The 25,110-nt window shown below is 55.6% G+C and carries 20 protein-coding genes; 11 read left to right on the forward strand and 9 right to left on the reverse strand.

What is annotated here, in order from left to right:
• Positions 1-35: 35 nt before the first annotated feature.
• Genes hutI through hutU form a run of 4 tightly spaced genes read left to right on the forward strand, consistent with a single transcriptional unit; the run spans position 36 to position 5,225 of the window.
• Positions 36-1,229 carry an imidazolonepropionase gene (gene hutI / locus C1J03_RS01090; RefSeq protein WP_114882851.1) on the forward strand — a complete coding sequence of 398 codons (1,194 nt, stop codon included), beginning with the start codon at positions 36-38 and terminating at the stop codon, positions 1,227-1,229.
• Positions 1,226-2,767: a histidine ammonia-lyase gene (gene hutH, locus C1J03_RS01095; protein WP_114882853.1), complete on the forward strand. Its 1,542-nt coding sequence runs from the start codon at positions 1,226-1,228 to the stop codon at positions 2,765-2,767. The genes hutI and hutH overlap by 4 nt, the downstream gene beginning before the upstream one ends.
• Positions 2,764-3,564 (forward strand): N-formylglutamate deformylase, encoded by an 801-nt coding sequence (gene hutG, locus C1J03_RS01100; protein WP_114882855.1) that lies wholly within the window; start codon positions 2,764-2,766, stop codon positions 3,562-3,564. The genes hutH and hutG overlap by 4 nt, the downstream gene beginning before the upstream one ends.
• Positions 3,561-5,225, forward strand: a complete 1,665-nt coding sequence (hutU, locus tag C1J03_RS01105; protein ID WP_114882857.1) for a urocanate hydratase — start codon at positions 3,561-3,563, stop codon at positions 5,223-5,225. The genes hutG and hutU overlap by 4 nt, the downstream gene beginning before the upstream one ends.
• Positions 5,226-5,297: 72 nt before the next feature.
• Here hutU and mddA read toward each other — a convergent pair whose 3' ends face one another.
• The 3 genes from mddA to hemC all read right to left on the reverse strand — a co-directional run bounded on the left by mddA (position 5,298) and on the right by hemC (position 8,258).
• Complete coding sequence (gene mddA / locus C1J03_RS01110; RefSeq protein ID WP_114882859.1) at positions 5,298-6,035, reverse strand: methanethiol S-methyltransferase; 738 nt, start codon at positions 6,033-6,035, stop codon at positions 5,298-5,300.
• A 66-nt stretch (positions 6,036-6,101) separates the two neighbouring features.
• Entirely contained in the window at positions 6,102-7,241 is a 1,140-nt protein-coding gene (locus C1J03_RS01115; RefSeq protein ID WP_114882861.1) for an amidohydrolase, read from the reverse strand.
• Between the two features lie 72 nt (positions 7,242-7,313).
• Entirely contained in the window at positions 7,314-8,258 is a 945-nt protein-coding gene (gene hemC / locus C1J03_RS01120; protein ID WP_114882863.1) for a hydroxymethylbilane synthase, read from the reverse strand.
• 101 nt (positions 8,259-8,359) lie between these two features.
• Between hemC and hemE the strand changes: the two genes are divergently transcribed.
• The gene (gene hemE, locus C1J03_RS01125; RefSeq protein ID WP_114882865.1) at positions 8,360-9,394 is read left to right on the forward strand and encodes a uroporphyrinogen decarboxylase; all 1,035 of its coding nucleotides are present in this window, start codon (positions 8,360-8,362) and stop codon (positions 9,392-9,394) included.
• 44 nt (positions 9,395-9,438) lie between these two features.
• Here hemE and C1J03_RS01130 read toward each other — a convergent pair whose 3' ends face one another.
• Together C1J03_RS01130 and C1J03_RS01135 are read right to left on the reverse strand one after the other, a co-directional pair.
• Positions 9,439-10,752 (reverse strand): GH1 family beta-glucosidase, encoded by a 1,314-nt coding sequence (locus tag C1J03_RS01130; RefSeq protein WP_114882867.1) that lies wholly within the window; start codon positions 10,750-10,752, stop codon positions 9,439-9,441.
• Positions 10,749-11,789 (reverse strand): substrate-binding domain-containing protein, encoded by a 1,041-nt coding sequence (locus C1J03_RS01135; protein WP_114882869.1) that lies wholly within the window; start codon positions 11,787-11,789, stop codon positions 10,749-10,751. The genes C1J03_RS01130 and C1J03_RS01135 overlap by 4 nt, the downstream gene beginning before the upstream one ends.
• A 223-nt stretch (positions 11,790-12,012) precedes the next feature.
• Between C1J03_RS01135 and C1J03_RS01140 the strand changes: the two genes are divergently transcribed.
• From C1J03_RS01140 to C1J03_RS01160, 5 genes are all read left to right on the forward strand, one after another.
• Entirely contained in the window at positions 12,013-13,368 is a 1,356-nt protein-coding gene (locus tag C1J03_RS01140; protein ID WP_114882871.1) for an ABC transporter substrate-binding protein, read from the forward strand.
• Between the two features lie 70 nt (positions 13,369-13,438).
• Positions 13,439-14,416, forward strand: coding sequence for a carbohydrate ABC transporter permease (locus tag C1J03_RS01145; RefSeq protein WP_114882873.1), 978 nt, complete (start codon positions 13,439-13,441; stop codon positions 14,414-14,416).
• A gap of 3 nt (positions 14,417-14,419) precedes the next feature.
• A complete protein-coding gene (locus tag C1J03_RS01150; RefSeq protein ID WP_114882875.1) occupies positions 14,420-15,544 on the forward strand; it encodes a carbohydrate ABC transporter permease in 1,125 nt (374 codons plus the stop codon).
• 15 nt (positions 15,545-15,559) lie between these two features.
• Complete coding sequence (locus C1J03_RS01155; protein ID WP_216825887.1) at positions 15,560-17,212, forward strand: alpha-amylase family glycosyl hydrolase; 1,653 nt, start codon at positions 15,560-15,562, stop codon at positions 17,210-17,212.
• A 19-nt stretch (positions 17,213-17,231) separates the two neighbouring features.
• Positions 17,232-18,326, forward strand: a complete 1,095-nt coding sequence (locus C1J03_RS01160; RefSeq protein ID WP_114882880.1) for an ABC transporter ATP-binding protein — start codon at positions 17,232-17,234, stop codon at positions 18,324-18,326.
• Positions 18,327-18,443: 117 nt separating this feature from the next.
• Here the strand turns inward: C1J03_RS01160 and C1J03_RS01165 are convergent, their stop codons facing one another.
• Together C1J03_RS01165 and C1J03_RS01170 are read right to left on the reverse strand one after the other, a co-directional pair.
• Positions 18,444-19,649, reverse strand: coding sequence for a multidrug effflux MFS transporter (locus tag C1J03_RS01165; protein ID WP_114882882.1), 1,206 nt, complete (start codon positions 19,647-19,649; stop codon positions 18,444-18,446).
• On the reverse strand, positions 19,646-20,125 hold the full coding sequence (locus C1J03_RS01170) for a MarR family winged helix-turn-helix transcriptional regulator (RefSeq protein ID WP_114882884.1): 480 nt from the start codon (positions 20,123-20,125) through the stop codon (positions 19,646-19,648). The genes C1J03_RS01165 and C1J03_RS01170 overlap by 4 nt, the downstream gene beginning before the upstream one ends.
• A 191-nt stretch (positions 20,126-20,316) precedes the next feature.
• Here C1J03_RS01170 and selD point away from each other — a divergent pair, with 191 nt between their 5' ends.
• Positions 20,317-22,482 carry a selenide, water dikinase SelD gene (gene selD / locus C1J03_RS01175; protein ID WP_114882886.1) on the forward strand — a complete coding sequence of 722 codons (2,166 nt, stop codon included), beginning with the start codon at positions 20,317-20,319 and terminating at the stop codon, positions 22,480-22,482.
• Here the strand turns inward: selD and mnmH are convergent.
• Both mnmH and C1J03_RS01185 read right to left on the reverse strand, forming a co-directional pair.
• On the reverse strand, positions 22,469-23,518 hold the full coding sequence (mnmH, locus tag C1J03_RS01180) for a tRNA 2-selenouridine(34) synthase MnmH (protein WP_441351148.1): 1,050 nt from the start codon (positions 23,516-23,518) through the stop codon (positions 22,469-22,471). The genes selD and mnmH overlap by 14 nt on opposite strands.
• A 305-nt stretch (positions 23,519-23,823) precedes the next feature.
• A complete protein-coding gene (locus tag C1J03_RS01185; RefSeq protein ID WP_114882890.1) occupies positions 23,824-24,996 on the reverse strand; it encodes a DUF2793 domain-containing protein in 1,173 nt (390 codons plus the stop codon).
• Between the last annotated feature and the right edge of the window lie 114 nt (positions 24,997-25,110).

Below are 25,110 nucleotides of genomic sequence, written 5' to 3' on the forward strand. Positions count from 1 at the left end.
ATTAAGAACGAATAATAGCAAGCGAGTCGCTCACCATGCTTTTTACTAATGCACAGATTGCGACTCTTAAGAGCGATGACAGTTTTGGCTTGATTGCGCAGGGCGCAATTGCAGTCGACGGGGAGAAGATTGCTTGGGTCGGTCCAGCGCATGATGTTCCGCAAGAGTACAGCGGCGGCGAAACTCACGACCTTGGCGGGCGTCTTGTCACGCCCGCGCTCATTGATTGCCATTCGCATATTGTCTTTGGCGGCAATCGTGCAACCGAGTTCGAACTTCGCTTAAACGGTGCCAGCTACGAAGAGCTTGCGCGCGCAGGCGGCGGCATTGTCTCTACCGTAACGGCGACACGCGCTGCATCGCCTGAGGCTTTGCTTGCGGATGCTTTGACACGCGTGGATGCGATGATCGCTGAGGGCGTGAGCCTGATCGAGATCAAATCTGGCTACGGTTTAGATACTGAAACAGAGTTAAAAATGTTGCGGGCCGCACGCCAGATTGCTCTGGAACGCCCCGTTGACGTCAAAACTAGTTTTCTCGGTGCGCATGCGGTTCCTGTGGAATTCAAAGACGTGCCTGATCGCTATATCGATGAGGTGTGCATCCCCACACTCAGGGCGGCCCACGCAGAAGGGCTTGTCGATGCGGTCGATGGGTTTTGCGAGGGCATCGCATTTGATACCGCGCAAATATCGCGGGTGTTTGATGTGGCTGTCGCACTGGACTTGCCGGTCAAGCTTCACGCCGAACAGCTCTCAAATATTGGCGGCACGCAATTGGCAGCCAAATATGGAGCGCTGAGTGCGGATCATGTCGAATACGCAACCGGGTCTGACGCACAGGCCATGGCCACGGCTGGCACCGTAGCTGTCGTGTTGCCCGGGGCATTTTATACGCTGCGTGAAACACAAGCTCCGCCGATACAGGCGTTCCGTGATCACGGGGTGGCTATGGCCGTTGCAACAGATTGTAACCCCGGCTCTTCACCACTGGCGTCGGCTTTGCTTGCGATGAACATGGCTTGCACCTTGTTCCGCATGACGCCGCTTGAGACATTGCTGGGTATGACGGCCCATGCCGCAACAGCCCTCGGCGTGCAGGATCGCGGCCGGATCGTTGTTGGTGCGCGCGCTGATCTATGCGTCTGGGATGCGGCCCATCCGGCAGAACTTGCTTACCGCATCGGGTTTAACCCGCTCCATTCTCGTATTTTTAAGGGGTCGCTATGACTGTCATTCTGACACCGGGCACTGCAACTTTGGCACAACTTCAAGATATCTGGGCAAACGGTAGATCCGCGGCGCTTCACGGGTCATCACACGCAGGGATTCAAGCCGCAGCTGCTCTGGTGGCAAAGGCCGCAAGCGGCGAAGACGCGGTTTACGGCGTCAACACGGGTTTTGGGAAATTGGCGAGCGTCAAGATTGCGGCAAAGGATGTCACGACGTTGCAGCGCAATCTGGTCTTGTCTCACTGTTGCGGTGTGGGTGATCCGCTGGATGAGCCGACAACCCGTTTGATAATGGTGCTCAAGCTGCTCTCGCTGGGAAGGGGTGCGTCAGGTGTGGCGATGACCACCGTTGAAATGATCCAAGACATGTTGATCAAGGGCGTCACTCCTGTGATTCCAAGTCAGGGATCAGTGGGTGCATCTGGCGATCTGGCCCCGTTGGCGCATATGGCGGCAGCGATGATCGGCGAAGGTGAAGCGTTTTTTGGCGGTGTGCGGATGGCAGCTGCGGTTGCTTTGCGGCGAGCGGAACTTGATCCTATAACGTTGGGTGCAAAAGAAGGCTTGGCGCTGATCAATGGTACACAGTTTTCGACCGCCTGTGCGCTGGTCGGACTGTGGGGCGCGTGGCGCAATGCGGCGACATCTGTACTGACCTGTGCACTTTCCGCGGATGCGATTATGGGCTCAACCGCACCCTTACAGGATGCGATCCATACGTTGCGCGGACACGCGGGTCAGATCGCCGTTGCACGCGCCCAACGCGCCCTAATGGACGGTTCCGAAATTCGCGAAAGCCACCGTGAGGGAGATACCCGCGTCCAAGACCCATATTGCATTCGGTGCCAACCGCAGGTGACGGGGGCGGCGATGGATTTGCTTCATTTTGCAGGTCGTACGCTAGAGATTGAGGCGAATGCGGTGACGGATAACCCGCTGGTCTTGGTGGAAGAAGGGTTGATCGTTTCGGGCGGAAATTTTCATGCTGAACCGGTTGGTTTTGCGGCCGATCAGATCGCCGTTGCGGTGTCTGAGATTGGCGCGATTGCCCAACGCCGGGTGGCTCTTATGGTTGATCCTACGTTGTCCTTTGACCTGCCGCCATTCCTGACCCCTGATCCGGGCTTGAACTCCGGCTTGATGATTGCAGAAGTCACAACTGCGGCGCTGATGAGCGAGAACAAGCACTTAGCAAACCCATGCACAACCGACAGCACACCAACCTCGGCCAATCAAGAAGACCATGTCAGTATGGCCGCCCATGCCGCGCGGCGACTGTTGCGGATGAACGCGAATCTGAATGTGATCCTAGGGGTCGAGGCCATGTGCGGGGTGCAAGGTATCGAATTCCGCGCGCCCTTGCAGACCAGTTCCGCGCTACGGTTGGCGATGGCTACTCTTCGTACGCAGGTTCCGACCCTCGCAGAGGATCGCTATATGGCACCGTCTATTGAGGCGGCCGCGAAATTGGTTGCGGCCGGTACACTTGCTGGGTCGGTTGACCTACCTGCGACGGTCACAGGGTCCGTGGAATGACACCTGTCACAACCGATCAAGGCACAGGCCCAATCGTGCTGGGTTTGCCACATTCGGGGACTTATGTGCCCGATGATGTTGCGGTGAAACTCAATAAAGCTGGGCGTGAACTGGCAGATACTGACTGGCACATTGATCGCCTTTATGACGGGCTTGCCCCTCAGGTCACGACCGTCAAAGCTAATTTCCATCGCTACGTCATCGACGCCAACCGTGATCCGACTGGAGCAAGCCTTTACCCCGGTCAAAACACGACAGGACTGGTGCCACAGACCGATTTCGATGGGGGGAGTATTTGGGATGTTCCCCCAACCGAGGCTGAAATTGAGCAACGTCGTTTGCAATTTCACGCACCCTACCATGCGGCCCTTGCCGCTGAAATTGAGCGCGTGCGCCATCTGCACGGCGTTGCGATCTTGTATGATTGCCATTCGATCAGGTCGAACATTTCGTTCCTGTTCGAGGGTACTCTGCCAGACTTCAACATGGGCACAAATATGGGTGCAACTTGCGATCCTCAGATTGAAACCACGGTGGCTGGAATTTGTGAAACCGCTTCGGGGTATTCCGCCACGCTAAACGGGCGCTTTAAGGGCGGATGGACGACGCGGCACTACGGCCAACCGCATGACGGCACTCATGCCATACAAATGGAATTGGCCCAGTCAACATACCTGACCAACGAGGCCGCGCCTTGGACATATGACCCAGCCAAGGCGGCCCGTATCCGCACCCATCTGACAAAAATTTTGACTGCTCTGGCCAATCTGGCCCCGACTTTAGGAGGCACCTCATGACCGACTCCCGCCACAATATCCGCGACGTTTTCCCGCCCACCGGAACAGAGATCACAGCCAAAAGCTGGTTGACCGAAGCCCCGATGCGGATGTTGATGAACAACCTGCATCCTGATGTCGCAGAAAACCCTCATGAGCTTGTTGTCTATGGTGGAATTGGCCGTGCCGCGCGCACCTGGAAAGATTTTGATGCGATTGTCGCAGCTCTAAAGGACCTTGAGGAAACGCAGACGCTGTTGGTGCAATCGGGTAAACCTGTTGGCGTTTTCAACACCCACAAGGATGCGCCGCGTGTGTTAATTGCAAACTCGAACCTCGTGCCGCATTGGGCCACGTGGGAACATTTCAACGAGCTCGATAGAATGGGCCTTGCGATGTATGGCCAGATGACCGCGGGATCGTGGATTTACATCGGCACCCAGGGCATCGTCCAAGGCACTTATGAGACATTCATGGAGGCAGGACGCCAACATTATGACGGGAACCTGACTGGGCGCTGGATACTAACGGGCGGTTTGGGTGGCATGGGCGGTGCACAACCTTTGGCTGCTGTGATGGCAGGCGCGTGTTGTTTGGCCGTTGAGTGTGATGAGACGCGCGCCGATTTCCGTCTGCGCACCCGCTATGTCGATGCCAAAACCCACGACCTCGACGAAGCTCTTTCGATGATCGATACATGGACGAAAGCGGGCGATGCCAAATCGGTTGCTTTGATCGGTAACGCGGCTGATGTGTTCCCAGAACTGATGAGGCGTGGCGTGCGGCCTGACATGGTCACAGACCAAACCTCCGCCCATGATCCGATCCATGGGTATCTGCCACAGGATTGGACGGTGGCGCAGTGGCGCGAAAAACAAGAGAGCGATCCAAAGGCGGTCGAAGAAGCTGCACGCGCTTCCATGAAGATCCAAGTCAAAGCGATGGTCGATTTTTGGAACGCTGGCATTCCGACGCTGGATTACGGCAACAACATTCGTCAGGTCGCTCTGGAAGAAGGGCTCGAAGATGCGTTTGCCTTCCCGGGTTTTGTGCCCGCATATATCCGTCCGCTTTTTTGTCGCGGTGTCGGTCCGTTCCGTTGGTGTGCGCTGTCAGGTGATCCCGAGGACATCTACAAAACGGACGCCAAGGTTAAGGAACTGGTCGACGATCCGCATTTGCACAATTGGCTTGATATGGCGCGCGAGCGGATCGAATTCCAAGGCCTGCCAGCGCGGATTTGTTGGGTCGGGTTAGGGCTGCGTGACAAATTGGGCCTCGCGTTCAACGAAATGGTACGCACGGGCGAGTTGTCAGCACCTGTTGTCATTGGCCGCGACCACCTTGATAGCGGATCGGTTGCCTCCCCAAATCGCGAAACGGAAGCGATGAAAGACGGGTCTGACGCGGTGTCGGACTGGCCATTGTTGAACGCGATGTTGAACGTTGCAGGTGGCGCAACGTGGGTGTCGCTGCACCATGGTGGCGGGGTCGGTATGGGTTTTTCCCAACACTCTGGCATGGTCATTTGTTGTGACGGAACAGAGGATGCGGACCGCAGGATCGCGAACGTGTTGTGGAATGACCCTGCAACTGGGGTGATGCGCCACGCGGATGCGGGTTATGAGGACGCGCTGGATTGTGCCCGTGAAAATGGGCTGAATTTACCGGGTATTTTGTAGTGTGAGCTTGGGGTGTCTATGCCTTTGAAGTGAGTGCGCTTCTGTTCGCAAAATGCGGGCGAGTTGTTGCGGTCATTTCCTCTTTCCCACTCCGGGGATGAGCATGCCGACATCTTGCTGGTAAGCGATATAATCTGGCCCGATTATGTCGACCAAGTCCTTTTCCTCGAAGTGCTTAACGGCGATGTAGATGTAGATTGTCATAACAACCGTAAACAGCAAATGACCGACACTCATCACGGGTGCCGCCCAAAAGGCGATGAGAAATCCAGTCATGATGGGATGTCGCACAAGCTTGTAAAAGAAAAGCTTTTGAAAGCCGCGTCGGTTAAAATTCCGCTCGTTTAAATGCAAGTAAGTTTGGCGCAAACCAAACATATCGAAATGATCGATCATGAAGGTAGAGCACAGAGCAATGAGCCACCCACCCCAAAACAGCAGCCAAAGTGCGGTGCCGATGTTTGAGCCGCTGAAATCCCAGATTACGCCCGTCAAAGGCTGCCAAAATGAGCAAATCAAGCCAAGTGCCACAGTGGACAACAAGACATACGTGCTTCGTTCAATGGTTTCGGGGATCACCTTTGTCCAGATTTTCTTGAATGCAGGCCGCGCCATGATCGAGTGCTGAAGGGCGAATATTGAAAGGAGCAAGAGGTTTATGAAAACGGCAGCTACGACGGTGCCTTGCTCGCCGGAATCAATTGTTTTTGGCACCATAAAATTTCCAAGAAATGCGATGGCATAAAGCAACGTTACAAGGAAAAAGATGTATGAAAAAATTCCATACGCGAATGCTGAGCTTCTACCCATAGCTGCCCTCCTCGTTGTTGTTGATCCCACTCTTGGACTCGCTTTGCTGAAACTGACTTTGATCTTCTAGTCGCAAGACTTTGGGAGGCGGTCGCGGACAAGCTGCGCCCAGAAGGCGACGCCGATTGGCAAAAGATCATCGTTGAAATCATAGTCTGACGCATGCAGTGGTTGTCCACATCGGCCATCCACGCCATTGCCCATCAACAAGAAACACCCCGGAACAGCAGCAGAGAAATGTGCGAAATCCTCTGAGAAACTCTTGGGTTCACAGGTGCCAGTTGCTTCTAAGCCTAGGGCAAGGGCAGCATCGACAGCCGCCTGCACAGGTTCTTGGGCATTGATGGTTTCAATAAACTCGGTGTCAAACGATACCGATACCGTGACGCCATGCGCGGCCCCGATACCCTCAGATATCTGCCGCATCAGGTGGCTAACGGTCTCACGATCTTGGGGTATGCGCGCGCGCACGTCCCCTTTTAGCGTTGCTGATCCAGGCAGAACGTTGCGCTGACCGTCGGTCAAAAACTCGGTCACAGACACGACAACGCCGGCACCAGGTGCCAATTTTCGCGAGACAATTGTCTGCAAAGCCTGGACGATTCCCGCCCCGACGGTGATCGCATCACGTCCCACCTGTGGCATCGAAGCGTGCCCACCTTGGCCTTGGATCTTGATCTCAAACAGGCTCTCACTGGAACAAATTTGCCCAACCCGTGTAGAGACTTGGCCAACCGGAGCACCCGGTAAATTGTGAATGGCGTAAATCTCTTCTACCGGAAAACGCTCCAACACTCCTTCCGCAATCATCGCCTTCGCCCCAAGCCCATGCTCTTCGTTTGGCTGGAATAAGAAAACCACGGTTCCGTCAAAGTCTGGGTCATTTGCCAAGGACGCCGCCGCACCCAAAAGCATCGTCATATGTCCGTCATGGCCGCAGGCATGCATGACCTCGCTGGTCTGGGATACATAGTCATGTGCGCTTGTCTCAAGTATCGCGAGCGCGTCCATGTCCGCCCGCAGACCGATTGCACGATTGCCGGTCCCTCGTTTCAATATGCCAACAACGCCCACGCCTTCGTGAACCTCAAGCCCAAGATCTTTCAAGATTTCGGACACACGCGCCTTGGTCCGCTCTTCTGCAAAACCAAGCTCGGGAAACTGGTGAAATTCCCGGCGCAATGCGATAAGTTCGTGCTCGTTCATCCCGTCACCTGTTTGTGTCAATTTTTACCGCTCGATTGAACGTAGCTGGACAACCCCACGTTAGACATCGCATTAGCGCCAGTCAAAAAACTCCGCGCCAGCTTGAGCGAGCAGTTTTCGGGCCATTTCTGTGCCCGCCTTTTCACCGTCTTCAACCGGGCAAGTAACCACATCACTGATCGCCTCAGACCCATCCGGGCGCAGCACTTCACCGCGCAGATGCAAAGTCCCGCCCTCCAGCGTTGCCAGCCCCGCGATGGGCGTTTCACATGAACCATCAAGGGCCAGCAAAAACGCCCGCTCCGCGGCCAAACGTAGCGATGTCTCCGGATCATTGATTGCGCTCAACAAGCCTGCCACGCCAGTGTCGCCTTCGCGTTGCTCTATCCCGATCGCGCCTTGGGCCACCGCAGGCAGCATCACATCGGTCTCTATCGCATTCGCCGGCACGTTGTTCATCTTGAGCCTGTTCAGCCCAGCCATCGCAAGGAATGTCGCTGCAGCCACACCTTGGTCCAATTTCATCAACCGGGTCTGTAGATTGCCTCTAAATTCGACAACTTCGAGATCAGGACGACGTAATTTTAACTGTGCTTTTCGGCGCAAACTTGAGGTACCAACAACCGTCCCCACGGCCAGATCATCCAGTGACGTTGCGGTTGGGGAAATAAACGCATCGCGTACGTCTTCACGCGGCAGGTAAGTTTTAAGCACCAGTCCCTGCGGCTGCAGTGTCGGCATGTCCTTCATCGAATGCACCGCGATGTCGATACGCCCACCAAGCAAGTCGTCTTCGATTTCGCGGGTAAAAAGGCCTTTGCCGCCAATGTCCTTGAGCGGGCGATCAATGATTTTGTCGCCAGTGGTCTTTATGACCACGATGGTAAACGCCTCAAGAGGCAGATCAAAAGCATCGGCCAGCCGCGCGCGCGTTTCATGAGCTTGAGCAAGCGCGAGTGGTGAGCCACGTGTGCCAATCCTCAACGGCTCGGCGGGTGTAGGTAAATTTGCTGTCATAAAACACTCCTAGGCGTGCAACCCATGCCTGACAACTCTTGTATCCACACCGCCCGGCGTTACAAGATGACGCTCATAAGAGTGCATGAAAGAAGCCCAGCATGACAAGCCAGAAAACCGTCCTTCGCGCCTTGCGTGGCGAGACCCTTCCGACCCCCCCAATCTGGATGATGCGTCAGGCTGGACGTTACTTGCCAGAGTACCGCGCAACCCGTGCAAAAGCCGGTGATTTTCTGTCGCTTTGTTATAATCCCGAGTTGGCCGCCGAAGTGACGCTACAGCCCATTCGCCGTTACGGGTTTGACGCCTCGATCTTGTTTGCCGACATTTTGTTGGTGCCTCAGGCTTTGGGCGCGGATTTATGGTTTGTCACTGGCGAAGGTCCGCGACTGTCGACGATCACCACCCAAGCTGAGTTTGATAAGCTAAAACCCGCAGATGACATTCACGAACATCTTTCGCCCATTTACGAAACCGTTGGGATCCTGGCCAAGGAATTGCCGAGTGACACTACGCTGATCGGTTTTGCAGGCGCCCCATGGACCGTGGCGACCTACATGATTGCCGGCAAAGGCACACCGGATCAGGGCCCCGCCCATGCATTGAAAGATGAAAACCGTGCCGTTTTCGACGCGTTAATGGAGCGTATTACCCACGCCACAATTTCGTATCTATCTGCCCAGATCGAGGCGGGTGTTGAAGTCGTTAAACTTTTCGACAGCTGGGCTGGCTCGCTGCAAGACGCTGATTTTATGCGATACTCTATCAAACCAATGCAGGTGATCACGGCTGCGCTCAAGGCAAAACACCCCAATACGCCGATCATCGCCTTCCCGCGAGGTGCTGGCGAGCGGTATGTCGGAGCGCATGCGTCGATTGGTGCGGATTGTATAGCGCTCGATGATGGCGTTACGGCTGAATGGGCCGCGCGTCACGTTCAAACGGATGGCTGCGTGCAAGGCAATCTGGCGTCCTCGCACATGGTTAGTGGCGGTGACGCATTGGTTAGCGAGACGCGGCGCATTGTCGATGCGTTGTCCGGCGGTCCGCATATCTTTAACCTAGGTCACGGCATAACGCCGGATGCAGATCCTGAGAATGTGCAACTCATGATCGACACAGTGCGGCAACGTTAAGCAAAACGACGCAGCGGTCAAAATACGGCTGCGCTTGGTCTTTTCTATTTTGCCAAGGCTGCCGCAAGCGCATGGTATGATGCTTTCGGTGCGCGCTCCAATGTGTCGAAATCCACATGCACTAGCCCAAAGCGTTTTTCGTACCCAAGGGCCCATTCGTAATTGTCGAACACCGACCAATAAGTGAAACCTTTGACCGGCAATCCTTCGTCAATTGCGCGCAAGGTTTGCCCCAGATGCGCGTCGATGTAATCTGTACGCTGGATGTCTGCTGCACCCGGTTCAACCGCCTGCGCCATACCCGATTCCGTCACATAGATTGGCAAGTTCTTACCATTCGCTTGGTGCACCAGATTGAGGAAATGATGTAGACCTTCGGGATAAACCTCCCAGTCCATCTGCGTCTTTTGCAACGGCCCCGGAACATCAGTCAGGCTAGGCCACCCGGTATCCGCAGGCACAATGCGCTTGCAGGTATAATAGTTAACCCCCACCCAATCGAGCGGTGCGGCAATGGTGTCAAAATCCTTTTCCCAATTTGCTGGAAGATGCTCTTCAAGCCCTTCCAGCACTAAAGGTGGATAGCTCTTGTTGAAAATTCCACCTAAGAAAAATTGGTTGTAGATCGCGTCATAACGCTCTGCGCTCTGCCGCGCCTCGGGCGTATCATCGCCGGCAAAAGCGTATTCAAAGTTCAGCACTGCACCAAGGTTCTTAACACCCAGCCCGCGCATGACCTCTATAGCGCGGCCATGGGCAACCAGCACATGGTGCATTGCACGCGCAGTTGCACGGATATCGCGCAAACCTGGCGCGTGATGGCCTTCAAAATGGGACAGCCAACTGACACACCACGGCTCGTTGATCGGGGCAACGCTGAACACCCGATCGCCAATGCGTGACATGATGGTCTCTGTGAAATCAGCAAACCAATTGCCGATGTCCGCATTGCGCCAGCCACCTTCGTCCGCAAGTGCTGCAGGCAGCTCCCAATGATACAGCGTGCACATCGGGTTTAATCCGCGAGCGAGGCATCCATCCACCAGCCTGTCGTAGAAATCGAGACCCTCTTGGTTCACTTGTCCCCGGCCTTCGGGCAGCACACGGGCCCAGCTGGTTGAAAACCGGTAGGCATCTAGGCCTAACGCCTGACAAAGATCCAGATCCTCTTCCATACGGTGATAATGATCGCACGCTGTTTGCCCATGTTCTCCTCGGACCACATTGCCCGGGGTCGCAGCAAAGCTGTCCCAATGGGTCAACCCGGCCCCACCAAAGCCGTGGCCTTCGATTTGATAGCTCGATGTGGCGGCGGCAAATTGAAACCCTTCAGGGAAATCAGAGCGCTTGTATTTCACGTTGTCTTGTCCTTTTTTGCGACGGCGGTTGAGCCACCCAAGATAAGCTCCGCTTCCCACAGCTCTTGGTGGGGTGGAAGATGCTGGTTGTTGATGCGGTCGATCAGGAGTTCGGCACAGCGCCGACCGGCGGCCCGAACAGAAGAACGCGATGCCGTGAACGTGGGCTCCGCAGGACTTCCATTTGGCAATGTGGTAATGTCATCGTCAAAACAGATTATCGAAATATCCCGCCCGACCATTAGCCCGCGGCTTTCGACGGCGCGCCTAATACCGAGCGTCGACAAAATGGATGACGCCACAAACGCGGTGGGTGGGTCAGGCAGGTCTAGCATTACTAATGCAGCAATGTGGCCCTGCGGTTCGGTCATGTCACCGGATGTCATCAAGGTAGTATCCGTCGATATGCCGGCTTTAACATGTGCCGTCACGTATCCCTCGCGGCGGCGCTGGGCAAAGTCCATCTGCTCGCCCCCGTTGATCAGACCGATCCGCTGGTGTCCCAATTCGATCAAATAGTTCGTCGCCCGTTCGATGGCGCGGCGGTTGTTCACATCAAGCCAAGCATAAGGTTCGTCGTATCCTGTGCTGCGCCCGTGCACAAAGAACGGCACGCCCAGCTCCTGCAACAAAGGCAGGCGTGGATCATTCCGGCGAGGTCCGTGGATCATGAACCCTTCGACCGATCCGCGCGCGACAGCATCACGGTAGGATTGCAACTCTTGGGCTTCGGGGACCACGGACACGATCATGTCATAGCCATGCTCGGCATATATTTCCCCCGTTCCGGCGATGAAATCTGAAAAGATGATGTTCATCATCTCATGGTTAGCCGACAAAGGAATGATGTGGCGCACGGCCATACTGCGACCCGTCGCAAGATTGCGGGCCCCGGCGCTTGGGCGGTAGTTGAATGATCGCGCAGCACTCAGGACCCGCAAGCGCGTGCCTTCGCTAACCTCAGGATAGCCGTTCAGCGCTCGGCTTACCGTCGTCTGCGAGAGTTCAAGCGCGTCTGCTAGTTCCTTGAGATTCATTTCGGATCCTTTTTCCCAAACCGCTTTGAAAACCAAGAAGCGGCAAACTTGGGCATCGGGTCACCGCACTATCCATAATTTAAAGCGCTTTGGCAATGCAAGTAGGGCGTGTTGACTCTGAGCCTCTAATTGCGCAGGGTGGGTCATCCAAAGCGCTTTGGGCAAATCATTGTACATTGCGCATGGTTAGGACGCGGCAAATAGACCGCATTGGGAGGACTTGATGAAAAGATTAGCTCTGGGCGGCGCAAGTGCGCTTGCTCTTTTCGCAGGGATGGCGTTTGCGGACGGCCACGCCCCATTTGTCATTGGCGAAGGCGACTTCAACTGGGATAGCTATCAGGCTTTTGCAGACGCCAATGATCTCGCTGGCCAGACCGTGGACATCACGGGCCCTTGGACAGGTAATGAAAAAGAAAAGGTCGACAAGGTTTTCGCCTTTTTCACCGAAGCAACAGGTGCCACGGTTAACTACTCCGGCTCTGATAGCTTTGAGCAGGACATCGTGATTTCCACACGTTCAGGCTCTGCGCCGAACCTTGCTGTCTTCCCGCAGCCGGGTCTTGCCGCTGATTTGGCAAGCCAGGGTTTCCTGACGCCCTTGGCTGACGGTACCGCTGAATGGGTTGCCGAAAATTTCGCTGCTGGGCAGTCTTGGGTCGACCTGGGCACCTATACAGGCAAAGACGGCGCAGATGCGCTTTATGGTATTTTCTACCGGGTCGATCTGAAGTCTCTGGTCTGGTATTCACCAGATGCGTTTGACGAAGCGGGCTACGACATTCCGCAATCAATGGAAGAGCTCAAGGCGCTGACGGACCAAATCGTCGCTGACGGCGGAACGCCTTGGTGCATCGGTCTGGGTTCTGGTGCGGCGACGGGCTGGCCTGCGACTGACTGGGTCGAAGATATGATGTTGCGCACGCAATCACCCGAAGACTACGATGCATGGGTTTCAAACGAGCTCAAATTCGATGATCCTAAAGTCATCGCTGCGATCGAAGAATTCGGCTACTTTGCACGTAACGACGCGTATGTTGATGGTGGGTCTTCCGCCGTGGCAAACACCGACTTCCGTGAAAGCCCCGCAGGTCTCTTTGCGATCCCACCCGCGTGTTACATGCACCGTCAGGCATCGTTTATCCCTGCATTCTTTCCTGAAGGCACTTCAATTGGTACAGATGCAGACTTCTTCTACTTCCCTGCATACGCGGACAAAGATCTGGGCAAACCAGTTCTGGGCGCAGGTACACTTTTCGGGATCACGAAGCCTTCGGATGCGACGACCGCTTTCATCGAGTTCCTGAAAACACCTATCGCACATGAATTGTGGATGGCCCAAGGTGGCTTTCTTACAGCACATGCTGGCGTGAACCCAGCCACCTACGCCGATGACAGCCTGCGTGGGCAGGGTGACATTTTGCGCAATGCGACCACGTTCCGCTTTGACGCATCTGATTTGATGCCAGGTGAAATTGGTGCGGGTGCGTTCTGGACCGGCATGGTGGATTATTCCACGGGTGCGGATGCGGCTGAAGTTGCCAAAGGTATCCAATCACGTTGGGATGCAATGCAGTAAGCTTGCTCTAGGCGAAAACTCTCTGGCGCGGTAAATCGCGCCAGAGAACCCATCAACAGGAGTGCCGCCCATGTCCCCGATGATGCAAGGTATTGTGACGGTCTTCTTTGGCGTTGGGGGGTGCGTAGCCTATTTCTGGCTTTCAAACCTAGCCCTCGACAAAGTGTTTTTTCCTCCGCGCGGCCCGCACGCAGGGCGCAACATCAACAGGGCCAATGTGATCCGCCCTTGGTTGTTTTTGCTGCCCGCGCTGTCCGCTTTGGGCCTCTATCTGATGTACCCGGTCGTGGGTTCATTCGTCCGCTCCCTTCACAACCGATCCGGTGATGAGTTTGTCGGTTTTGACAATTACAGCACCATGTTTGCTGATCCCGGGTTTCAAACTGCGTTTACGAATAACTTTCTGTGGATTTTGTTTGTCCCCGCAGCTTCGACCTTCTTTGGACTCTTAGTGGCGCAGCTCACCGATCAGCTAAAATGGGGGAACATAGCAAAATCCCTGATCTTTATGCCAATGGCAATCTCGTTTGTTGGGGCGTCGCTGATTTGGAAATTTGTCTATGCCAACAACGCCGATGTTGGATTGATCAATGCCATTCGGGACATGTTTGGGGCAGGTCCCATCGACGTGCTTCAGGTCGGATTTTGGAACAATTTCTTTTTGATGATCATCCTTGTGTGGATCCAGACGGGCTTTGCCATGGTCATCCTCAGCGGTGCATTGCGCGGAATACCCGAAGAAACGGTGGAGGCTGCAATTATCGATGGAGCCAACCCGTTTCAAGTCTTCTTCAAAATCAAAGTGCCGCAAATCAAAGGCACAATCACCGTGGTCTGGACAACGATAACCATCCTCGTGCTCAAGGTATTCGACATCGTCTACACCATGACGGGCGGCAACTTTGGCACAGATATTCTGCCCAGCTATATGATGTCTTACATGTTCCGTGACGACGGGCGCGCGACTGCGGTAGCCTTTGTGATCATGTTGATCGTGCTGCCAGTCATGATCTGGAACATCCGACAAGCCCGCGCGGAAATGAGGTAGATCATGGAAAATATTGCAGGTTCACGCCCCGCCCTTCGTTGGGTCACCAACATCTCAGTCATTCTGCTGGTCCTAATCTGGCTGTTGCCGACCATAGGCTTGCTGGTGTCGTCGTTTCGCGATCGCGATCAAATTTCCGCCTCTGGTTGGTGGCTGTCCGCCTTCGCGGTTGAGCAAAACTTTGGCGTAAAGATTGCCGCTGACACTGCCACGCCAGAGGGCGACCTGTTTGTCATCAAGGGTAATGTCTTTGAGGAAACAGGCAGCGAAGTCATTCGCTTTGGTGGTAGCCGGTCGGCTCCTACGGATTACGCGGCTGGTGAAACGGCAGCGCTGACCCGCGACCGCGCTCTGACTGTTCAGGTAAATGGGGACTTTGTTTATACGTCTCCCGCAGAGATTACCCGAAATCCAACAGTCTATTTTTCCCTCGCAAGCCCGCCTGATTTCTCGCTCGACAATTACGAGACTATTATGACCTCGTCGAACATGGACCGCGCGTTCATCAACACGCTCACGGTCACGATCCCCGCGACAATCATCCCGATCCTCATCGCAGCCTTTGCGGCCTATGCGCTGGCGTGGATGGATTTCGCTGGGCGCGGATTGATCATCGCGGTGGTGGTGGGGTTGTTGGTTGTGCCCTTGCAACTGGCGCTGGTCCCTCTTTTGCAGTTTCACAACAAGATCGGTATCGGACAGAGCTTTTTGGGAATTTGGATGGCCCACACCGGCTTTGGGCTTCCACTGGCCATTTATCTTTTGCGAAATTACATGGTCGGCCTGCCCAGAGACATCATCGAGAGCGCAAAAGTAGACGGCGCGACTGATTTCCAGGTGTTCACAAAAATCGTGCTCCCGCTCAGTTTTCCGGCGCTTGCATCCTTTGCGATCTTCCAGTTTCTGTGGACGTGGAATGATCTTTTGGTGGCCAAGGTATTTCTCCCTTCCAACTCCGAATCTTGGGTCATGACGGTCAAAATTGCCGATGATCTTTTGGGATCACGTGGTGGCGATTGGGGCATTCTGGCGGCTGCCGCCTTTGTCTCAATAGCAGTGCCACTGATCGTATTTTTCACAATGCAGCGGTATCTCGTGCGTGGGTTGCTGGCTGGCTCAGTTAAGTAAGAAATGGTCTACTCAATGACTCAAATGGAACCAATTGCAGTCCCGACGACTGCGGATAAGGACTGGTGGCGTGGCGCGGTGATCTATCAGATTTACCCGCGCTCGTTCCAAGACAGCAATGGCGACGGTATCGGCGATTTGGCCGGGATCGTGCACCGTCTCAAGCATATTGCCGACATGGGTGTCGATGCGATTTGGATCTCGCCGTTCTTTCGTTCGCCGATGCTGGATTTTGGCTATGACGTGAGTGACTACCGCGACATTGATCCGATGTTCGGAACGCTGGGCGATTTCGATGTCCTCATGCAAGAAGCGCACCGTCTTGGGCTGAAAGTCCTGATTGATCTGGTGCTTAGCCATACGTCAGAAGAACATCCGTGGTTTCGCGAAAGCAGCAGCTCACACAGCAATCCTAAATCTGATTGGTACGTCTGGGCCGACGCCAAACCTGATGGCACGCCGCCCAATAACTGGTTGGCAATCTTTGGCGGTTCCGCTTGGGAATGGAACGCAGAACGGATGCAGTATTACCTGCATAACTTCCTGACGGCTCAACCCGATCTGAACCTGCACAACGAGGAAGTGCAGACAGAACTTTTGGAGGTTGCCCGCTTTTGGCTCGACCGCGGTGTCGATGGTTTTCGACTTGATACGATTAACTTTTACTTCCACGACGCCCAACTGCGCGACAATCCCGCCCTCCCCATTGAGGACCGCAACGATACCATCGCGCCCGCGGTGAACCCCTATAACTGGCAAGATCACCAATACGACAAGAACCGCCCAGAGAATTTGGATTTTCTCCGCAAAATGCGCGCCGTGTTGGATGAATATCCTGCCGCCACTATGGTCGGTGAAGTGGGCGACGGCCAATACGGGATGGAAATTCAGGCCCAATACACCGCTGGCACAGACAAGGTGCACATGTGCTATGATTTCGCGTTTCTCTCCAACAGTTACCCCAGTGGTACCCGCGTCGCGGAAGTGCTGAACCATTTTGCAGATGTGAACAAAGACGGTTGGGCGTGCTGGGCGTTTTCCAATCACGACGTCACCCGGCATGCGACCCGGTGGAATCTGAGTGAGCCTGCTTGCAAGGTTTATGCCGCGTTGCTGATGTGTTTGCGTGGCAGTGTGTGCATCTATCAAGGCGAGGAACTGGGTCTCACAGAGGCCTTCGTTCCCTTTGAAGATCTGCAAGATCCCTACGGCATCCGCTTTTGGCCCAACTATCGCGGCCGCGATGGATGTCGCACGCCAATTCCGTGGGTTACGGACAACGCGGTTGGTGGGTTTTCGGACGCTAAGCCGTGGTTACCGGTTGCAGTTGAACACCTGGAACGTTCCGTTGCGCGCCAACAAGACAACCCTGAAAGCATGTTGAATTTCTACAGCAGCATGATTGCATTTCGTCAAACCTTGCCTGCGCTCACCAAAGGCACTCTGGATTTGGTGGGGCATAGCGACGATTGGATTTCGATCATTCGAACTGAGGGGGCACAACGTGTGTTCTGCGCCTTTAACCTGGGTGATCAGCCGCAAGACATAGCTATGCCGCCGGGCGCGTGGGCGCTGACCGAAGGGTCCCCATTTGTTTCTACTGATGTGGCGCAGACGGTGACGTTGCCGCCCCATCAGGCGTTTTTTGCCACAGACCAAGACACTTAGACTTAAGGGAGATTTACCAATGGCGGACCTTGTTCTCGAGAATGTCGGCAAATCCTATGGCGGTGTTGAGGTCCTCAAGGATATCAACCTCGACATCGCACAGGGCGAGCTAATTGTGTTTGTTGGCCCCTCGGGCTGCGGCAAATCCACCTTGTTGCGGATGATTGCCGGGTTGGAGAAAATCACCGCGGGCAATCTCAGCATCGATGGGATGCTCGTCAATGACGTCCCCCCGGCGCAGCGCGGCATAGCGATGGTGTTCCAGTCTTACGCGCTTTATCCGCATATGACCGTGCGCGAAAACATGGCTTTTGCCCTCAAACTTGCCAAAAAAAGCAAGGAAGAGATTGATGAAGCTGTGAACCGCGCCGCGACAGCGTTGCAACTTGATAGCTATCTGGACCGGTTGCCCAAGGCCCTGTCGGGCGGCCAGCGCCAGCGCGTCGCCATTGGACGTTCAATCGTGCGGGACCCCAAGGTGTATCTCTTTGACGAACCGCTCTCAAACCTCGACGCCTCTCTGCGGGTCGCCACTCGGATTGAGATTGCGCAGCTCAAGGAATCCATGCCGGATTCCACCATGGTCTATGTGACCCACGATCAGGTCGAAGCCATGACCCTTGCGACGCGGATCGTCGTTCTTGCCAACAAGGGTATCGCACAGGTCGGCACGCCGCTTGAGCTTTATGAGACGCCAAAGAATGAGTTTGTCGCTCAATTCATCGGCTCACCCGCGATGAACTTGTTGCCTGGCAAAATCACAAAAACCGGCAAGGTTACCGAAATTGTCTTGGACGAGGGCAAAGGTACGGTGCGTGCCAACATACCGACCACGGCCGCACTTAACGGTACCGCTCTGAATGTTGGTATTCGGCCTGAGGATATGGTGCTGACTAACGGTCAGGATTACGCCTTTGCCGGCACGGTCGAGATCAGCGAAGCCCTAGGTGAAGTCACTCAGCTTTACCTCACCCGCAACGATTCTGGCCTACCGAAAGTTATCGCCAAGCTGCCTGGCATTCACCGTAATCTGCGTGGGAATGTGATGAACCTGACGGCAGATCCCAGCAAAGTGCATCTATTCGTGAACGGCGAGTCGCTCCTCTATACTTAGGCCCTAACTGCTGAACTATGATCTCAAGCTGAATACTAGAGCCTAAGTAACGATTTAGACTAGTGGTTAGTCTTAGTTAAGAGCCATTTTGGACGCCTTGGATCTCCACGGTAAAGATTATCCAGCAGGTGCTTTGGCATCAAATGCGCCAAGCCGCGCGTAGAGCTTGTAGTTGATGCAGGCGGCTAATCCCATCAGAGGGATAAGTACTGCCATGGCGGTGAGTGTACTGGCCATCAATGCACCGATTGAGCCTATCAAAAGGCCTGACCCCATCTGGATAAATCCAAGCATTGCCGCCGCCGCTCCGGCGTCCTTGCCAAATGGGGCAAGGGCTGCGGTGGACATGGCGGGCATCACAAACGCTATGCCAAAAGAATAGACCGCAACAGGGCCCATAACATGCAAAAAGCTGGGCGGCCAAAACAGCAAAGTGAGAGTGCCGATGCTCCCCAGTGCGATAAAAACCAGACCGGGCGCAACTAAACGACCAGCTCCGTAGATCCCCATCAGACGGCGGAAAACGAGCGACCCGATCAAGAAAGCGCCGGATTGGGCCAGCATCGCCAACCCAAATTGCGCAGGGGACAGCCCAACGTCCCCCATCAGGACGAAAGGCAGAAACGTGGCTTGGGCGTAAATCGCGCCAAGTGATCCTCCCATTACCATTGATGCCGTCACGAAATGCTTGTTTGCTAGCAGCATGCGGTAAGTGCGGCCCAACTGCGGTAGGTTTAGGCGACTTCGATCCGCGACAACTGTTTCCTTCATCGAAAAAATGACGACGGCAATGACGATGATGCCAATCAGGCTCATCAAAACAAAGATCGACCGCCAGCCAAAGAGAGGTAACATCAGGCCACTCAGTGACGGGGCGAGTGCCGGACCAAGTGCCAGAATTATCCCGATCAGGTTCATGATCCGGGAAGAGCGTTCGTCGGTAAAAAGATCACGCACCAGCGCGCGCGCGATCGCAATGCCAACCGATGCCCCAACGCCTTGCGCAAAGCGGGCGGCGATCAACACTTCAACAGTCGGGGCAAATAGAGCGAGGATACTCGCGGCACAATAGAGCGCAATGAAACCTACCGTCACGGGGCGTCGACCCAGAGCGTCCGACAATGGCCCAGCGATAAGTTGTGCGCAGGCAAAGCCGCCAAAGTAGAGCGTCAGAGTGAGCTTTATCACGGCATCACTAGAGCCAAACACTTCCGTCAAAGCTGTCATTGTAGGGGTGAAGAGCGCCATTGAGACGGGGCCGACTGCTACCAGCAAAGCGCCGATCAGGCTGACGCGTCGTCCGCTCATTAGGGGGGTGGTCATGGACGATCTTCCGCCTCGACTGGCATTGATCGTGCGGTATCTAAGTTTGTGCAGATTGCCTTGGCCAACTCCATAAACACGTCGCTTTGTTGCATGTCTAACCCGCTCAGCGCAGTGTCACTTGCGCGGGCCCCTGCTTGGGCGATTTTGGCCAGAAGGGACGGCGCTGTGTCTGTCAGCGATACTATCTTGGCACGGCGATCTTTGGGATCACAGCCGCGAGCAACCAGCCCCGCGCGCTCCAGCCGGTCAAGAAACCCGGTCAGGCTCATCGGGGCCATTCCCAGCCGTTCTGCCAGTTGGTGCTGCCTGATGTCGCCACAGCGCGCCATATGGGCCAATACGCGAGCTTCGGCGGTGGTTACGGGAATGGCGGCACTCTCGATCTCGCGCTCGAGCGCGCATCGCATCAACCGCGCGAGGTCATTGATCAAAAAGCCAAGGCTATCGGGGTTAATTGCGGTGTCTTGTGGCATCAGGTGTCCAATTGGTAAGTTTACCTTATTATCATGTAGGCTTATCGTAGTGACTGGATAGGTCAAGCACTTGCTCCAAACGATTAGCACCCAGCGTCAATGTGATGGTCTTTGACGGATGCAATGGCTCGACAGGTGACGGCAGGGGAGCTAGGCCAAGAGTAGAAATGAAATGGTCCAAGGGATGACGCATGATTGAACCGGTGCCACTGACCCGTGATCTTGTTCTGATCGGAGGTGGGCATGCCCACGCGCTGGTGTTGCGCAAATGGGGCATGAACCCGCTGCCTGGCGCACGTCTGACGGTAATCAACCCCGGTCCCACGGCACCTTATACCGGTATGTTGCCGGGGCACGTCGCGGGGCATTATTCACGCGACATGCTTGAGATCGATCTCGTGCGGCTTTGTCGGCATGCGGGTGCTCGACTTATTCTTGGGGCAGCCAATGCAATAGACCGGAATGCGAAGGTGATCACGGTCGATGGCCGTGGGGACATCGCCTATGACGTGGCTTCGATTGATATTGGAATTACGGCGCGCATGGACCTGCCGGGATTTGCTGAACATGCGGTGGGGGCTAAGCCGCTGGATGTGTATGCGGAAACATGGCGGAATTATCTAGATCGGGCGAAAAGCGGCTCTGTTTCAGGGGAAATTGCAGTTATTGGAGGTGGCGTCGCCGGGTGTGAGCTGGCGATGGCAATGGCCTATGCCTTGGGAGAGGTGGGAACTGCAGCGCAGGTTACCGTAATTGAGGCGGGTTCTGAGATCTCGGGTGTTGGGCGCCGTGCGCGGGCGCAGATGATCCAGGCAATGGCGTCGCTTGGTGTGTCAGTGCGGTTGAATGCGCAAGTGACGCAGATTGATGCGGATCAGGTTCAGCTACAGGGTCAAGACCCGGTGCCTGCCACTTTGTGCGTCGGTGCTGCTGGCGCGTTTCCTCATGTCTGGATCGCGCAAACCGATCTGCCTTTGAAGGACGGATTTATTGAAATAGAGCCTGATTTGACTGTGCGGGGCGACCCAACTCTTTTTGCGGTTGGTGATTGCGCACATATGTCATGGGCCCCGCGACCCAAAGCCGGCGTTTTTGCGGTTCGGGCGGCTCCAGTGCTGCATGATAACTTGCGGGCAGCTTTGATGGGGACCAGGCGTAGATCGTTTAGGCCGCAAAAAAACTACCTCAAGCTGATCTCCTTGGGCGGCAAATCGGCGATGGCAGAAAAATATGGCATGACGCTCGCGGGGCCCGCGCTTTGGCGTTGGAAAGACCGCATTGATTGCGCGTTCATGGATCGGCTGAGTGACTTGCCGCAGATGAAACGGAGCCATCCCCCTGCCGCATCAGCCCTTGATGTACAAGAAATGATGTCTGTGAAACCGCTTTGTGGTGGGTGTGGTGCAAAAGTTGGGGCCGGTGCACTTGCTAGTGCCGTATCGTCTCTAACACAGGGAAATAGGGCTGATTTAGTCACTGGAGCGGGGGATGATGCAGCCGTTTTCCGACAAGCTGGTGGGGGATTTCAGGTCATGAGCACGGACCATCTGCGCGCGATGGTTCACGACCCGGTGCAGATGACCCGGATCGCTGCTGTGCATGCATTGGGCGATGTTTGGGCCATGGGGGCTGCTCCGCAAGCGGCACTGGCCAGCATCATTTTGCCGCAGATGAGCCCGGAACTTCAAGCGCGGACCCTCAAAGAGATGACCCATGCGGCGAACGAGGTTTTCACCAAAGCCGGTGCTGCGTTGGTCGGCGGGCACACTACAAGCGGCGCGGAACTGACCGTTGGGTTTACGGTGACCGGGCTTAGGGACCAGATGCCGATTACTGTCGGAGGGGCAAAGGCCGGCGACGTGCTGGTGTTGACCCGGCCGATTGGTTCAGGGGTTGTGATGGCAGGACACATGGACGGCCGTGCGCCGGGTCGCGTGGTGACCGAAGTCCTGAAGGTTATGCAAACCCCGCAATCCGCTGCTGCACAGGTGCTGAAGTCCGCGCATGCGATGACGGATGTGACGGGGTTTGGCCTAGCGGGGCATGTGCAGGCAATATGTGCGGCGTCGGGTGTCCAAGCCGAGCTGTGGCAGAACAAGATTCCAGTGTATGACGGCGCACGGGCTTTGTCTCAAGCAGGTGTGTTTTCGTCTCTATTACAGGCAAATCGCGACAATGCACCGATAGAAGGCGTCGGTGATCCGCTGCTGCACGATCCGCAAACGGCGGGTGGACTGCTTGCGGCACTTCCCAAGACTGCGGCGGCCAAGGCGATCGTGGCGCTGGAGGCCGAAGGTGAGATGGGCGTCATTATCGGTCAGCTCACCGAAGGATTTGGGCCTATCAAGCTGGTATAGTTTGTGACGTCAACGCTCGCGCAGCGCTGGCAAGGGTCGCATCCGACAGGTCATCCAGTGTTATGGCGCGCATTGATGTGTCGCTGCGCGTTGCTGATTTTGCATAGCGGGGGTCATAATGTTCGGACACCAGTCGCGCGGCCAATGTGGCAAAATCACCTGAGCTGCCACATGCCTGCCAACTCGCGATCGTTTCAGCGGCATGGTAGGGCCGGAGTTTGTCGATAAGCCGGTGCAAGGTGACCGCGTCTTGGGTTAGATCAGCGTAGGCGCGGCACAGGAAGTCTGCGCGGGCGTCGAGTGGGGCGTGCAGTTCAACACGGGGGGCCGCACACATGCGCGCCCAAAGCGACGGCGGAATAAGCCGTGCGCCGATCTTGCTGCTTTCCGCTTCGATCCATGTTGTTTGAGCCGGATCGAGATGGCCCAAAGCAGTCGCTAAATGGCTCTCAAACATCTTCTGCGACGGCTGGTCCTGTGATAATCCGCCGAAAAGTGACCCGCGATGCTGAGCAATCCCTTCAAGGTCAATGACCTGCGCACCTGCCTCGCGAAGATGCTCCAACAGCCGGGTCTTGGCTGTGCCGGTGCCTCCTTCGATGACGCATAATTTGTGCAGCAGGGGGGTTGTATAGAGCGCGTTGACCACGAGCGTGCGGTAGCTGCGATACCCGCCCTCCACCAGCCGGACCCGCCAGCCAATTTGATCAAGGATCGTCGCAAAGGAATCAGAGCGTTGCCCGCCCCGCCAGCAATAGACCAACGGCTGCCATTCGCCGGGCTTATCTGCAAGCGGGCCTTGCAAGTGACGCGCGGCATTAGCCGACAACAGCGCTGCGCCGATTTTGCGCGCCCGAAATGCGCTGTCTTGCGCGTAGATGGTGCCAACCTCTGCACGTTCCGCGTCAGACAGAACAGGCAGATTGATCGCGCCAGGCAAGTGGTCTTCGGTAAATTCGGTGGGTGAGCGCACGTCGATGATCGTATCCGCTGGGATGGAAGAAAGAGCCGCAAGTGTGGTGAGTTTGACGGGGATCATGGGAGGTGCCTTCAGGCTTGATCCCTTTGTTCTAACGCTCTGAGGGCCGGGGTCCAGCGCTAAAGGCGGCTGTTCTGTTAGAGTGACTTGGGGCACGGGCCAAAAAATCGGCGTGATCTTGTAGCGGCCTTGAGTGTCAATGCAGGGAGGCGGGTCATCGAATTGTAGCAATTCGCGGGTCCCAAACCGCAGAAATTATCCACGGTCAGGGTTGTTTGCTGAATGGCAAAGCGAGCTAGAGAGCGCCGTATCAATCGACAATCACGCTACCTGGCAAGCGATCCTACGTTGGCTCGTTTTAGTTAGAACCAGCGCCCAATCCACAGTTTATCGCTGTCGATTTTCGTGATTGTCCCGACGAAGGCTGCGGGTGCTGTTGTGATGGGTGCATTGCTGTTGGTGGCCCATTGGGTGCCGTCCGCATAACGGATGTAGTCCCCATTTGCTGTGTTGCCGCTTTCGATCACTGCCCCTGTCGGCGTGCCGGCGTCCTGCGACACTGTGCCTACCATATTGCCGCTGTCGACAACCCGGCGCCAGTCGCTCCAGCCATTGTTGTCCACCCGAAAGAATGCGCCTTGGTCGCTGACCGTCTCAATCATGAACTGCGCGCCGCGTGTCGCATTTAGCGCTGCGGTCAGACCAACGAACGCGCCGTTGTTGGTTGGCGAATTGACCGGCACTGCGTTGTTGAGGGTGTTGCCCACAAGCGCGGATAAATCCCGAAGACCGTCCAGATCGTCAGATGCGTTATAGCGCACCACGCGATTGCCCAGACCAAAAGAGCCCACGCGCAAGAGGCGTTGTGCGGTGGTGTCATCGGTCGCGCCTTGAATAGCCGTACCAGATGCGGTGCCGTTTTGGGGATCAAACACCAGCGCGTCGTTCCAGGCATTGCCGTCATCAGACACCTTGATCGAAAAGGCGTCGCTGCCGTTCAGCCCCATTTCAGCGCGACCAGAAAAGCTGGTCTGGTAGAGCAGGGAGGCGGTGTTTCCCGCAAACCTTTTGTTGATTTTGAGTTGATGCCCCATCCCTGCATGATTGAGCAGCGTTGCTTCGCTGGACACGTTCAGGCGGTTGGTATTGTCAGCTGTGGCATTAACGCCAAGCCGGGGCAGATTTTCGGTTCCCCCACCAACGGCAGCCCAAAGGGTGCCATTCCAAGCCCGCAAAAGCTGAGCAGCGCTGTCCCATGCTCGCCACCCTTCGTGGGGGGTAACGAAATACCACGCGCCATCAAGGTAGGCGGCAATGCTGCCCCCTTGGCTAGCCCATGCACCATTTGGGCTGGGGCCAAGCGCAAAGGCCTGTCCTTCGACGGGCAGGCTGGGCGGATCAGTCGCGCCCACTGATTGCACGACAAGTTGGACGACAACATCCAGACGGCGCAACGCTTCGTTATGAGTGACGTGTTTTTGCGCCTGCGATGGCAAAATGAATGGCAAATTAAGGATGGGTGAGCGGTCGGGCATAGGGCCTCCGGGCAAATGTGAACATCTCCCGAAATCTGCGTGCTGGCGTTGAAAGAAATGACACTACGTCGTCCGGGGCGTTCATATCACATTAACATGTATAGTCTGGTCATA

This window comes from Sulfitobacter sp. SK012 (genome assembly GCF_003352085.1).
Classification (GTDB): domain Bacteria; phylum Pseudomonadota; class Alphaproteobacteria; order Rhodobacterales; family Rhodobacteraceae; genus Sulfitobacter.

What these genes read in the sequence shown, in the direction of transcription:
- C1J03_RS01185 (WP_114882890.1), bottom strand. Translation starts at nt 24,996, where the DNA reads ATGCCCGACCGCTCACCCATCCTTAATTTGCCATTCATTTTGCCATCG.
- selD (WP_114882886.1), top strand. Translation starts at nt 20,317, where the DNA reads ATGATTGAACCGGTGCCACTGACCCGTGATCTTGTTCTGATCGGAGGT.
- hutI (WP_114882851.1), top strand. Translation starts at nt 36, where the DNA reads ATGCTTTTTACTAATGCACAGATTGCGACTCTTAAGAGCGATGACAGT.
- C1J03_RS01160 (WP_114882880.1), top strand. Translation starts at nt 17,232, where the DNA reads ATGGCGGACCTTGTTCTCGAGAATGTCGGCAAATCCTATGGCGGTGTT.
- C1J03_RS01170 (WP_114882884.1), bottom strand. Translation starts at nt 20,125, where the DNA reads ATGCCACAAGACACCGCAATTAACCCCGATAGCCTTGGCTTTTTGATC.
- C1J03_RS01135 (WP_114882869.1), bottom strand. Translation starts at nt 11,789, where the DNA reads ATGAATCTCAAGGAACTAGCAGACGCGCTTGAACTCTCGCAGACGACG.
- C1J03_RS01165 (WP_114882882.1), bottom strand. Translation starts at nt 19,649, where the DNA reads ATGACCACCCCCCTAATGAGCGGACGACGCGTCAGCCTGATCGGCGCT.
- hutH (WP_114882853.1), top strand. Translation starts at nt 1,226, where the DNA reads ATGACTGTCATTCTGACACCGGGCACTGCAACTTTGGCACAACTTCAA.
- C1J03_RS01115 (WP_114882861.1), bottom strand. Translation starts at nt 7,241, where the DNA reads ATGAACGAGCACGAACTTATCGCATTGCGCCGGGAATTTCACCAGTTT.
- C1J03_RS01145 (WP_114882873.1), top strand. Translation starts at nt 13,439, where the DNA reads ATGTCCCCGATGATGCAAGGTATTGTGACGGTCTTCTTTGGCGTTGGG.
- C1J03_RS01150 (WP_114882875.1), top strand. Translation starts at nt 14,420, where the DNA reads ATGGAAAATATTGCAGGTTCACGCCCCGCCCTTCGTTGGGTCACCAAC.
- hutU (WP_114882857.1), top strand. Translation starts at nt 3,561, where the DNA reads ATGACCGACTCCCGCCACAATATCCGCGACGTTTTCCCGCCCACCGGA.
- hemE (WP_114882865.1), top strand. Translation starts at nt 8,360, where the DNA reads ATGACAAGCCAGAAAACCGTCCTTCGCGCCTTGCGTGGCGAGACCCTT.
- hemC (WP_114882863.1), bottom strand. Translation starts at nt 8,258, where the DNA reads ATGACAGCAAATTTACCTACACCCGCCGAGCCGTTGAGGATTGGCACA.
- C1J03_RS01140 (WP_114882871.1), top strand. Translation starts at nt 12,013, where the DNA reads ATGAAAAGATTAGCTCTGGGCGGCGCAAGTGCGCTTGCTCTTTTCGCA.
- hutG (WP_114882855.1), top strand. Translation starts at nt 2,764, where the DNA reads ATGACACCTGTCACAACCGATCAAGGCACAGGCCCAATCGTGCTGGGT.
- C1J03_RS01155 (WP_216825887.1), top strand. Translation starts at nt 15,560, where the DNA reads ATGACTCAAATGGAACCAATTGCAGTCCCGACGACTGCGGATAAGGAC.
- mddA (WP_114882859.1), bottom strand. Translation starts at nt 6,035, where the DNA reads ATGGGTAGAAGCTCAGCATTCGCGTATGGAATTTTTTCATACATCTTT.